Source organism: Vibrio sp. 1-2 (7-a), assembly GCF_013048515.1.
Lineage (GTDB): Bacteria > Pseudomonadota > Gammaproteobacteria > Enterobacterales > Vibrionaceae > Vibrio > Vibrio diabolicus.
The window spans coordinates 116,705-129,028 of record NZ_VHSQ01000009.1; the positions used below are offsets into that span (position 1 = coordinate 116,705).

Here is a 12,324-nt window from a genome sequence, read left to right on the forward strand (position 1 = left end):
CAGATAATCTTAGGTGATACCGTTCTTGATTAATTCCTTTCTAAGAAAGTGAATATTGGAACAGTCTTTGCTTTTCTTTGTTTGCCTAACGAAGAAAAATCCACCAAACTTCACTGAAATTGTTAAAGCAATATTTATACCCGAACGGTTGTAATCAATGAAAAAAATATTAAACAGTCTGTTTTCAATCACTTTAGTGATGCTTGTGCCTTTTAAAGTAATGGCATCTTGGTATGAAGTAACAGGCGTTGCCACTATCGTTTCTTCAGAAGAGACGGCAAGGCTCCATGCGTTGGAAGACGCGCTGTTCAAAGCCGTCAATTTTTCGGGCGCAGATATTGGCAGTATTAGCAATTTGATGCCGCTACTAGAAGAAAGCCGTAACGAGTACCAGTTTACCAACCATGAAGTCCGTTACATTTTGGTCGAGTCTGAGCGTAAACGTCGAGGTAAAGTCGAGGTAAAAATTCGCGTCGATATTTATCCATCGGCAACGGGTTGCCACACCGATCAATACAAAAAGACGATCCTTGTCGGCAATATTGAGGTTGCCTCACCACAACAAGCGGTGATGGGACAGATTTACCAAGTGGGTGACGATTTTAGCCGCGTGGTGAATCGCCAGCTGGATCAAACCTCTCGCAGCTTTGTATCTGTGGGTACAACGGACTATTCAATTAGCAGTAACTATCCTGCTCGTACTCAAATGATTGCACAAGACAACGGCGCACAATACATCATTGGGGGAGTCATTACCGATCTCACTGCAACGGTCGAATCTCAACTACTGCAAGATGACATCATCAATCGTCAGTTTGCATTAGAGATGAAAGTATTTGATGGTAAAACTGGCCATGAAGTCTTCAACAAAGCCTACCGTGAAGTGGCGCGTTGGCCATTTGCCAAAACGAGCCAAGTAGATACTCGCAGTGCGCGCTTTTGGGCGTCTACCTATGGCGAGATGATGCTACGCGTTAGTCGCAATATAATGCTGGATCTAGAGTCAGAGCTGTCTTGCAAAATTACGCTGCCAGAGGTCGTTGCTGTCTTCGGCAATACCGTAACGATGGATCTCGGCCGTATGCATGGCGTAAAAGAGGGAGACAAATTGCAGCTTTGGCACACCGCATCATTTATCGACCAAAACGGACTACCAAGAAACAAAGTATCGCAAAGTGAAATTACATTGACGGTATCACGTATATACGAACACGAAGCCGAGCTTACGATTGATCAGCCAAATTTAGCCTCTAGTGTTCAAATTGGCGACGTAATGAACAAGATCCTATAAAAGCAAACATTAAGTCTTGAGATATGCTCACTTTTGAATATCATAGGCAGCGCATCTTATTTGATTATACCAATGACCGTAGTGAGTCGTTCAAAGTGATGCTGATAAAGACCTAAACAAAGTTGCTAGGTTTGCATTCAGTAAAACGGTTCAATGAACTGCAACTATTGGTATTACGCCCCCATGGCACAGCTGGATAGCGCAGTCCCCTCCTAAGGGACAGGTCGTAGGTTCGAATCCTACTGGGGGCGCCATATCATAGCCTTAGTTCCCACTTGAGCTAAGGCTTTTTTGTATCCACTATTTCGAGCTTCACAGAGCGTTTGCAAGTAACGTGTGAAACAATTTCCTCAGTAATCAATATGATCGCCTCGCTCCTTTACTCGACGAGATAAAACCTTTTACTGTTCCGACCTCTTCCCCTTGAAATCATTTCAACAAGCCCTATTTACAGTTTTGTATTTTATTACTTTAATTATCTATGAGTTTTGCTTACCCTTTTAGCTATTAATAAAATTATTAGTTAGCACTATGTCTAAGAGCAATTTAATAACTAACACTGGACACCGCTTTATTTCTAAAGGCAAGACTGCCTTTAAGATTCATATCCATACCCCCGAGGACACGGTACTGCACCGCTCGGTTGGGTTTGTTCGTATTGGAGAAAAGAAAGGCTTACAAAAAGCCATTAAGCTGAGAAACGAATTAGGCCGGCAAATGTGGGGCAAATTTTGGCGACGTCTTTTGAAGGATCCTTACCTCATGACCAGACTTCCACACAGCGTTGAGCCAAAAATTGTTCACAAACCTAACCCCACTCTTGAAAACCCAGATAACCGAGATACGTGTTACATCGCTAAGTGGCGAGAGTTCAATGACGACGGTGACTACAAATACAAAACGGTGGTTCGCTCTATTAGTAAATACGGCAAGCTTGCCGCCTACATGCAAACCAAAAAAGCGTTGCTAGAAGCACATAAAGACAACTTGGAAATCCTAACGTTCATGGGGCGCTTAAACAGCATTGACCTCAAGTGATGTTTACCGTTTTTAGCTTTTCAGTTCGTTTCAAATAGAAATGAAAAAGCCCCAAAGAGCGAACTCTTTGGGGCTTTCAGCTTCAGTCTTCTATACTACGGTCGGATAGAAGCTTATTGCTGAACTTGGTATTCAAATTCTGGAACAACGATTTCTACGCGACGGTTTTGCTGACGACCTTCACGAGTGTCGTTTGAAGCGATTGGGTTGTTTTCACCTTCGCCACGCGCTTGAATACGTGATGAATCAATGCCTTTTTCAACGAGTGCGTTAGCTACAGATTCAGCGCGTTTCTCAGAAACTTTTAGGTTGTAAGCTGCTGGGCCAGAAGTATCTGTGTAACCTACAACTTCAACGTTCGCTTGTGGGTGCTCGTTTAGGAAAGCAACCAGGTTATCAAGTTTTGCAGCGCTCTCTGGTTTTAGAGTTGTGCTGTTTAGATCGAAGCTACCAGTGCCGATTGTTTGAGTTTCGAATGTTTTCGTTACGACTACTGGCTCTTCTACCACTTCTTCTACAACCACTTCTTCAACAACAACTGGCTCTTCTACGATTACTGGCTCATCGTTGCCACCGAATTTGAAAGAAACACCCAGTGTTGCTGTGTTACCTGTCGCACGAGTTACATCGTTGCTGATATCAGTCAGAGTTTGGTATTCCGCACGAGCAGTTACGTTTTGGCTTAGGTTGAACTCAAGGCCAGCTGCGCCTAGGTAAGAGTAATCATCTTTGCCATCAAACATTACGTAAGCGCCACCCACTTTACCGTAAAGTGCGATGTCTTCAGTGATTGGTAGGCTGAATTTAGGTGCAAGAGTGATTGCTTCTACATGGCCACCGAAAGTAGTTTGGTTAAAATCACCGATGTTGTCGAAACCTGCTTCTACTGCGAAGTATTTATTCATTTCGTAACCAACAAAAGCGCCAAGAGTAGAGTCGTCTTTGTCACAAGCCTGGCCCGCTACACACGCGTCTTCCATCCATGACTTACCCATCTTACCACCAACGTATACTTCTGCTTGTGCTGCTGAAGCCATAAGTAGAGACGCTGAAATTACCGCTGCTAATTTTTTCATTATTGATTCCTCTAAAGAAGTTCTTTTGTTAGATGCCGAAATGCGCCGTCTGACTGACGTTGTATTTCAATTCTTTTTATTCATTCCTTGAGTGAGATACTTAGTCAGCTTCTTTTTATGCACATGCATTTTTTTATGGAAGCTACTTACGTACATTTCCTGTTCAGTGATACATATCGCCATCTCGGTATCACTGACGGGGTGAACTATAACGCTAAGAAATCGCGAGAAAAATCCCAATTCTGTCAATTTATTGTCATCAAAAATCTCAACAACATGTGATCTTAAGCAAAAAAATCCCCACACAATCACGAAGCAAACGTTTGCTTTACTTTCTGGAACACTACAACTTAAGCAAAGTTTTTTCTTAAAAATGAGACAACAAAAATGGAACTTTAAGGAAGGTGGATAAAAATCAATCAGATATTTGATATATAATCGCTCGTTTTTTATTCATGCCAACGATATTTGGATTAAAAAATCTTATCCATACCTAGGTGAATTACGGTCCTAAATACCACATCCTTCACCGACATATGAGAAGGTTTCTCATTATCTAGGATTCAGATACAAAAAAGCCGCGGGTGTTTACCGCGGCTTTGTGACTATTTATTCAAAAGAACCTTTAGTTCAAAGCAATTATGCGTTTGCTTCACGCTCAGCAATGAACTCAAGCGCCATCTTAATACGAGCAACACAACGCTCTTTGCCAACCAGTTCCATTACTGCATCGACAGAAGGAGATTGACCGCCGCCTGTTACAGCAACACGTAATGGCATACCGATTTTGCCCATGCCAATTTCTAGCTCTTCACAGACTGCTGCGATAACGCCATCTTTGATGTTTGCTGTTGTCCACTCGGTCAGTGCTTCAGCTTTCGCTAGAGCAAGCTCTAGAGGCTCTTTAGCCACACCGCGTAAGTGTTTCTTCGCTGCGCCCGCTTCAAACTCAGAGAAATCTTCGTAGAAGTAACGGATTTGCTCAGCTAGCTCAACCAGCGTGTTGCAACGCTCACCCACTAGCTTGATCACGTCAGTGATAGCAGGACCATTCGTTACGTCTAGTTTTTGTTGATCTAGGTGCCATTGTAGGTGCTCTGCAACGTACGCAGGATCTGAGTTCTTGATGTAGTGGTTGTTCAACCATTGCAGTTTATCCGTGTTGAAAGCAGACGCTGACTTAGATACTGCGTTTAGGCTGAACAGGTTGATCATCTCTTCTTGAGAGAAGATTTCTTGGTCGCCATGAGACCAACCTAGACGCACTAAGTAGTTGTTTAGTGCCGCAGGTAGGTAACCCATATCGCGGTATTGCATGACCGATACAGCGCCGTGACGTTTCGACAGTTTCGCACCGTCATCACCCAAGATCATTGCACAGTGTGCAAATGTTGGTACTGGCGCACCTAGTGCTTCGTAGATGTTGATCTGACGAGGCGTGTTGTTGATGTGGTCTTCGCCACGAACAACGTGAGTGATACCCATGTCCCAGTCATCCACTACTACACAGAAGTTGTAAGTAGGTGAACCGTCAGTACGACGAATGATTAGGTCATCCATTTGATCGTTGCGGATTTCAATGCGACCACGGATTTGATCATCAAATACTACGCTGCCTTCTTTCGGGTTACGGAAACGGATAACACATGGATCGCCATCTTTTGCCACTTCGTTTGCTGCTTTGATTTTTGGATGGTTAGCATCGTAGCGAGGCATTTCTTTATTTGCTTCTTGCTCTGCACGGATTTCATCTAGCAGCTCTTTAGACGCGTAACATTTGTAAGCTTTGTCTTCAGCAAGAAGCTTATCAACCATTTCGTTGTAACGGTCAAAACGTTGAGTTTGGTAGTAAGGACCTTCATCCCACTCCAAGCCTAGCCATTCCATGCCTTCAAGAATTGCATCAACCGCTTCCTGAGAGTTACGCTCAAGGTCTGTATCTTCGATACGTAGAACGAATTCACCACCTTGGTTTTTAGCGTATAGCCAAGAGTAAAGTGCAGTACGCGCACCACCAACGTGTAGATAGCCAGTTGGGCTAGGAGCAAAACGAGTTTTAACCGTCATTTGAGTTCCTTAGGGGTAATGAGCAACGAGAGATCTCTCGTTGTAATGTCAAGGATAAAAGTGGCGACATTTTACCACCGTAAGTCAATTCTACAATCGGTTTGACACCAGAAATACAAACAGGGCAGCACCAATAAAGGTACTGCCCTCCTATTTACTGTTAAAGTGCAGAACGAAATTACTTCAGGTTACGCATCGCCCATTGCATAAATTCTTGCTGCTCTTCACGGCTTAACTCATTAAACGATGCTTTGATTGTTTTGGTTTCCGCCGGAGAAGACGCAATGCTTGCCTTGGTCGATTCTTTGTTCATTGCATTGTTATAGTCAGCCACTTCTCGCTCGTAATCACGAAAACCTTGCAAGCCACCTTTACGAAGTTGAACCATAGAGAATTCCACTTCTTTTCCGTGTTTGTCTTTCAATACCACTTTCGGATCGAGTTCAAAAGCGTTCGCTTCTTCGATGGTACGGAACGCTTTGTAAGTCAGCGATAGCTCGGCGTCTTTTTCTGCTTCAAACTCTAATACCAGTGGCTGCGAATCGAACTTACGGCGCTTGCCATCTTCAAAGACAATTTGTCCAACCGTCACCGCCAACTGATTTTCCCCGTCCTTCAGCTCGATGCTGTTATTTTTGGAAATCCACTCAGGGTACACGAACTCACCGTTGAGAACGCGAGGAACCAGTTCAGCTTGCAGAGTCAGTTGAGCAGCAAAAGCAGGCGCAGAAAGCATTGCGCAAAGTCCGAGAAGTGTCGTTGTTTTTTTCATCGTGGTTTCTCACTTTATACCAATTTAGATAAGCCTCTGAAACTTACAGGCCAGTCATTCCAAAGGCTTATTTGAATCAGTATCAAGACAAAAAGGGCGTTTCCGCCCTTTTAGCTGCTTCTTTATTAGAAGTAGTATTCAACACCCACAGAGAACTCATCGTAGTCCGCAGATTTCCAACGCGCTTCTGTTGGTTTATCCAGTTGATATGCACCGTCGCCAAAGTCTAGAGTACGAGCACGTACGTAAAGCACTGCCGATGGGTCTACGAAGTACATAACTTGTGCAGATAGTACATCGTCTGCTGTATCGTTAATTGTCTTACCATCACGCTCTAGATCAAAGTTCGCTGCGTAAGCCAGTTTGTATTGCCAATCACCTGTGGTGTACATGATAGCGGCAGACATTGCGTCTTGCTTCTCACTCACGCCGTTGCTTGCGTCAGCTTCCATGTATTTGTATTGCGCGAAGAAAGAAATACCGTTATCAAACCAGCCTTGAGCACCCACCAAGTATGTGTTGTTCTCCCACGTTTGGCCTTCCATCTTAATGTTACGGTTACCCTCGTATGCGGCATCTAACTGAATTGGACCAATTTTGTAGTGCGCTGCGATACCACCCCAGTAGTCATCACCTTCACCCAGACCCGCTTTGTCACCTGCACCAGCCGCAATATCTAGAGAGAATTTATCCGCATACATTGGCGAGTCCCAACGAATGGTGTTTGATTGACGGTCTTGATACTTAGCACCACCGATTGCACCACCCCAGTCGTAAACATCACCGAGACCTGGGTTAGATGCAGGCCAGTCAACCAATTCGTACATCGGTGTTAATACTCGACCTAAACGAACTTGACCCCAAGATGCACTTTCAAAACCGACGAATGTGTCACGTTCACCAAGACCTGCACCCTCGCCGCCAAAGCTAGGGTCAACGTAACCACCTTCGATTTGCCAAATAAAAGTAGGACCGAAGTTAGCAAATTGTTTTTTACCGCGGAAACCGATGCGAGATTCGTTGTTTAGCTGCATGCCACCTAGATCATCATCCGTTGCTTTGTTGCCAGAATCGTAATCGCGGTACGCGGCCTGCATCGCGATGATCCCGTAAACTTCATAAGAGAATGAATCTTTGGTTAGGAACTCTTTTGCTGCGTCACTGTTTGCACCATCAGCAAATGCAGCACCACTGAACATCATGCCTGTGATTGCCGTAGCAAGTAGGCTTTTCTTTAGGTAAGACATTTTTAACCCCTATATTTTTTAGTTTTTTCCATTTTCAAATTCGCTAACTAGGACATGGCAGGAACTTGAAACAATGTTTGGACGGGGCAAATATGACAAACTTTTTTCGCACTAAAAAACTTTCCCTACAGCAATCTGAGCGACTTCAAAATGAGAAGATCAAAAATAATATAATCAATTAAAAATCAAAAACTTAAATTTAAATATAAAAAATCAAAAACGTTAAAAGCACTTTTTGACACTGAACTGACATTGAGAGCATCTCAAAAGCGTGAGCGACTTCATTCATCTTTTAGGTGTTTTAACGGAACTTTATATTCAGAGAGAAAAAACCTTGAGATCACTCGCAAGTAAAATGGCAGTGAACTTGTGTGATTCAAGCGATTTTGACGAAATTGTTGAGAGCAAAAAAGGGGATTGACCTTACCCTTGCAGGAAGGTTTAAGCTCAATGTATCACTATTATTGAGGTGCAGATTATGTATCAGTTTGTTATACCTTTATCAGGGCTCAACTGCATGGGCTGTGCGAGAAAAGTTGAGAAGGCTTTACATGCGAATCACGATGTAGAGATCCTCACTTTGTCCCCAACGCAAGTCGAGGTCAAAACCGAGTCCTCTCTCAAAGAGCTTGTCTCATCAATTGAATCTCTTGGTTACCAAGCAGGAAATCAGTACGAGTTAAACCTTTCAGGCTTAAGCTGTGGCGGCTGCGTGAAAAAACTCTCGTCTTTATTAGACTCTCATCAAGACGTTATTTCTTTCGAGGCTTCAACAACGCACTTAGAGATTCGTACCCTACTCTCCGAGCAACAAGTCATTGAGCTAGTTGCCAGCTTGGGCTATACGGCCAACAATAGCGCTGTTACTGATAACTCAGTTGCTGAAGAGCACAAGGCAATCACTCCCGATCAACGCCAAAGCCAGACATATCAAAGCGAAAAAGGCGACCAAGCAGCGCCTGACGAGCAACCAGCAGGCACGGCTCAGCTACAGATGTTGATTCAAGGTATGACCTGTGCAAGCTGTGTCGCATCAGTAGAAAAAGCCCTGACTAATGTACAAGGGGTTGAAAAAGCTCAGGTAAACCTCGCAGAACAAAGCGCACTGGTGTTTGTGACTGAAGACTCAGATTCGTTACATCAATCTATTTTGCAATCTGTCAAACAAGCGGGTTACCAAGGCGAGGTTTTACAAGACGCCACGACACAGCAAGAAAAGCAAGCGCAGCAACAACGTCAACAGAAAAAACGCTTTAAGTTGGATGCAATTGCCGGCCTTGTTGTGGGTGCCCCTTTGATGATTTGGGGTGTTGCTGGTGGCAACATGATGATTCGCAACACCAATGACCAATTGGTTTGGGGCGCGATCGGTATTGTGTGTTTGCTGCTGCTTGCCACTGCCGGAAAACAGTTCTTTAGTAACGCTTGGTTAGCGGCCACTCACAAGCGCGCCACGATGGATACCTTAGTTGCGCTTGGTACTGGCGCAGCGTGGTTCTATTCTATGCTTGTGGTAATTTTCCCAGATTGGTTCCCAATGGCATCTCGTCATGTTTACTTCGAAGCCAGCGCGATGATCATTGGTTTGATTTCACTTGGCCACTATATAGAAGCCAAAGCGAAAGCAAACACAACGCGCTCGCTTCAGGCTTTGGTGAACTTACAGCCTCAACAAGCGACCGTCATCACTGAGCAAGGTGATAAACAAATCGCGGTAGAAGAAATCACTTTAGGAATGAAGTTACGTATCAAGCCGGGAGAGAAAGTGCCCGTCGACGGTACGGTAATCAATGGTGAATCGTATATCGATGAGTCCATGCTAACAGGTGAGCCCGTTCCTGTATTAAAAGCACAAGAGGCACATGTATCCGCAGGGACATTGAATACCGACGGCTCTCTCACTATAGAGGCTACCGGAATCGGCGCAAATACGATGCTCGCACGTATTATTCGTATGGTGCGCAGCGCTCAGAGCAGCAAGCCCGCCATCGCTAAATTGGCAGACCAGATTTCATCGGTGTTTGTCCCTGTCGTTGTAGGCATAGCAATACTGGCCGCGCTTGTTTGGTTTGCCGTTGGCCCAGAGCCAAAAGCGAGCTATATGCTGGTGGTCACCACAACCGTACTTATCATCGCCTGCCCTTGTGCTCTAGGCTTAGCAACCCCACTTTCTGTTACGGTGGGAGTGGGTAAAGCCGCAGAACTCGGCATTTTGATCAAAGATGCTGATGCCCTGCAGCTAGCGAGTAAAATAGATACGGTTGTGTTCGATAAAACAGGCACGCTTACCCAAGGTAAACCAAGTGTGCAGCAAGTGTTTACTCACACCACCAGCCAAGAAGAGCTGTTGGGGTTAGCGTACGCCGCCGAGCGTCAGTCAGAGCACCCACTAGCAAAAGCGGTATGCGACTTTGCTAATCAGCACGACACACAAGAAGTGACTCTCGATAAATTTGAAAACGTTCGCGGACGCGGCATTTTGGCAACGTATCAAGGTAAACCGCTGCTTATTGGCTCGCTTCAATTTATGCAAGCGGAAAACGTTGCAACAGAGGCTCTTCAGGATGCAATTGACGAATGCGCTCAGAATGCATGGACTCCGGTTGCCGTTGCGCTCGATGGTGAGTTAGTCGGCCTGATCGCCATTGCTGACCCAATCAAATCGGATGCAAAACAAGCGCTCTCTGCATTAAAATCGCAAGGCATCAAAACGGTAATGCTGACGGGTGACAACCAACACGTAGCCAACGCTATCGGTCAAGAACTTGGTATTGATGAAGTAATCGCTCAAGTAATGCCAGATGAGAAAGCTCAGCACATTGAGCAACTTCAATCCCAAGGCCATGTCGTGGCAATGGTGGGGGATGGCATTAACGACGCCCCTGCTCTCGCGTTAGCCAACCTTGGTATTGCAATGGGTAGTGGCAGTGATGTCGCCATTGAAAGTTCGCAAATGACCATCCTGAACACGTCACCAATGGCGGTGGTACATGCGATTGAACTGTCGCGCGCTACACTTAAAAACATGAAGCAAAACCTATTTGGTGCCTTCGTTTATAACTCACTGGGGATCCCTGTTGCCGCAGGCGTACTTTATCCTGCATTTGGATTTTTGCTCAGCCCAGTTGTCGCAGGTGCGGCAATGGCGCTGTCATCTATTACTGTCGTTAGTAATGCAAATCGACTACGACTTTTTTCAGTAAAATAACCACTTATATTTGAGGCTATTATGAAGTTGAAATTATTGACCTTTGCAATGCTTGCGACCGCATCCGCCAACGTATTGGCAGCTGATGTCATTAACCACAAATCGCCATACTGCGGCTGCTGTGGTGAATGGACAAAACACATGGAAGAGAACGGATTTACGGTCGAAGAGAAATTGCACGATGACATGAACGCCATAAAACGCGATCTAGGCATCAAGAACGAACAGCTTTACTCTTGCCACACAGCAGAAATCAACGGCTATGTGTTCGAAGGTCACATTCCAGCCGAAGACATTAAAGCATTCTTAGAAAATCCACCACGTAACGCAAAAGGGCTCTCGGTACCGGGCATGCCAATGGGTTCCCCTGGTATGGAGTATGGCGATAAAAAAGACAGCTACACTGTTTACGCCTTTAACGAAAAAGGCCAAGTGTTCGAATATAGCCACCACGAAGGCAACGACAAATAACTAGAAAGCCCAGCAAATCAATTGCTGGGCTTTTTCTTAATGGACAGATATTAGATTAGAAGCCGTAAGAGGCACCAAATACAAACGCATTGTTAACTAGGCTATCACCACTTGCGTTTTCTGCACCGTGTGCTTGGCTACGGAACTCAAAGTAAGGCTGAACACCTTTACGTGTCCACGTTGCGCGAAGTTCGTGGTCCATCGTTTCCGCTTCAATCATGTAGACGTTATTGTAGCTTAGCGTCACATCTTCATTCATCACGTAACCAATACGGTTATCCATGCGGTAATCTGTATCCGCATCTGCATCTGTCGCATCAATATGCGCACGAGTACGGTTACTTAGCGAGATACCGTTATCGAAGTTGTAACCGATCTTAACCAATGGACGGTACTGTACGTTCTCGCCAGCAGAGAACAAGTGTTGGTAACCCGCTGCAACCCATAAATGATCGGTAATGTTAAATGACTGCTCACCACCCACAGTGATTGCTGGTGTTGTGTTACCCGCGCCACCGTTTTCTGTTTCCAGTTTACCCAACTGAATACCATCAAATTCGGTGTAAACCGTAAAGCCGCCGAATTGGTTATCAAAAGTATGACCAGCTTCCAGTGTAGACGTAACGTCCGAACCATGGATTCGACCATCATCGTGGAATTGAACGTTACCTGTTACGTAAGAAGAACCAGCAAAAGCGCTAGAAGCGAAAGCGAGAGAAAGAGCACTCAGTGCAAAAATGTTTTTCATAATTACTGCCTTTATTTATTCACGTTATGCGACGGTGTTAAAGGGCTTCTCTTCCCTTTTATCGCAAACTTTGGAATGTGCCTCCTTGGCGATCGCAATATTGTTCCAATTAATTCGCGATGGAAAATAAAACATTTTAAAAAGTGATCTTGTTCAAACCGATGCTCAACAACCCTGATAAAAGTATGGTAAATACAGGCACTTACTGTATTTTTCTATAATGATTCAAAAAATAGAAGTGTGATCATAAACAGGTAATTTATTGATATTTAGCAGATTAAGTCGATCCAGTTCACAATAACCCTGACCATTACAAGCTAAAACTTATTTATCAATGAAAAATAATTAGACATTGGTCACACTTAATTTCCCCTAAAAATAAAGAAACCCTCAACATGATATTGAG

General features: G+C 44.5%; 9 protein-coding genes and 1 tRNA gene. 5 read left to right on the forward strand and 5 right to left on the reverse strand.

Annotated elements, in window-relative coordinates; genetic code table 11:
* Positions 1-157 precede the first annotated feature (157 nt).
* From FKN08_RS18620 to FKN08_RS18630, 3 genes are all read left to right on the forward strand, one after another.
* Positions 158-1,291 carry a flagellar assembly protein FlgT gene (locus FKN08_RS18620; RefSeq protein WP_048626114.1) on the forward strand — a complete coding sequence of 378 codons (1,134 nt, stop codon included), beginning with the start codon at positions 158-160 and terminating at the stop codon, positions 1,289-1,291.
* Positions 1,292-1,468: 177 nt separating this feature from the next.
* Positions 1,469-1,545, forward strand: a tRNA-Arg gene (locus tag FKN08_RS18625).
* A 277-nt stretch (positions 1,546-1,822) separates the two neighbouring features.
* Positions 1,823-2,329 (forward strand): hypothetical protein, encoded by a 507-nt coding sequence (locus tag FKN08_RS18630; protein WP_031780328.1) that lies wholly within the window; start codon positions 1,823-1,825, stop codon positions 2,327-2,329.
* A 113-nt stretch (positions 2,330-2,442) separates the two neighbouring features.
* On the opposite strand, the gene FKN08_RS18635 is transcribed toward FKN08_RS18630, so the two are convergent.
* From FKN08_RS18635 to chiP, 4 genes are all read right to left on the reverse strand, one after another.
* Positions 2,443-3,405, reverse strand: a complete 963-nt coding sequence (locus FKN08_RS18635) for an OmpA family protein (protein ID WP_170892679.1) — start codon at positions 3,403-3,405, stop codon at positions 2,443-2,445.
* Between the two features lie 639 nt (positions 3,406-4,044).
* Positions 4,045-5,472 (reverse strand): glutamate--tRNA ligase, encoded by a 1,428-nt coding sequence (gltX, locus tag FKN08_RS18640; protein ID WP_170892680.1) that lies wholly within the window; start codon positions 5,470-5,472, stop codon positions 4,045-4,047.
* A gap of 178 nt (positions 5,473-5,650) precedes the next feature.
* Positions 5,651-6,244, reverse strand: a complete 594-nt coding sequence (locus FKN08_RS18645; protein WP_170892681.1) for a DUF2057 domain-containing protein — start codon at positions 6,242-6,244, stop codon at positions 5,651-5,653.
* Positions 6,245-6,369: 125 nt separating this feature from the next.
* Entirely contained in the window at positions 6,370-7,491 is a 1,122-nt protein-coding gene (chiP, locus tag FKN08_RS18650; protein WP_006743034.1) for a chitoporin, read from the reverse strand.
* 478 nt (positions 7,492-7,969) lie between these two features.
* Between chiP and FKN08_RS18655 the strand changes: the two genes are divergently transcribed.
* Both FKN08_RS18655 and FKN08_RS18660 read left to right on the forward strand, forming a co-directional pair.
* Complete coding sequence (locus FKN08_RS18655) at positions 7,970-10,699, forward strand: heavy metal translocating P-type ATPase (protein WP_170892682.1); 2,730 nt, start codon at positions 7,970-7,972, stop codon at positions 10,697-10,699.
* Positions 10,700-10,720: 21 nt separating this feature from the next.
* The gene (locus tag FKN08_RS18660; RefSeq protein WP_012842060.1) at positions 10,721-11,170 is read left to right on the forward strand and encodes a DUF411 domain-containing protein; all 450 of its coding nucleotides are present in this window, start codon (positions 10,721-10,723) and stop codon (positions 11,168-11,170) included.
* A 55-nt stretch (positions 11,171-11,225) separates the two neighbouring features.
* Here FKN08_RS18660 and FKN08_RS18665 read toward each other — a convergent pair whose 3' ends face one another.
* Positions 11,226-11,918, reverse strand: a complete 693-nt coding sequence (locus tag FKN08_RS18665) for an oligogalacturonate-specific porin KdgM family protein (RefSeq protein WP_005382004.1) — start codon at positions 11,916-11,918, stop codon at positions 11,226-11,228.
* Between the last annotated feature and the right edge of the window lie 406 nt (positions 11,919-12,324).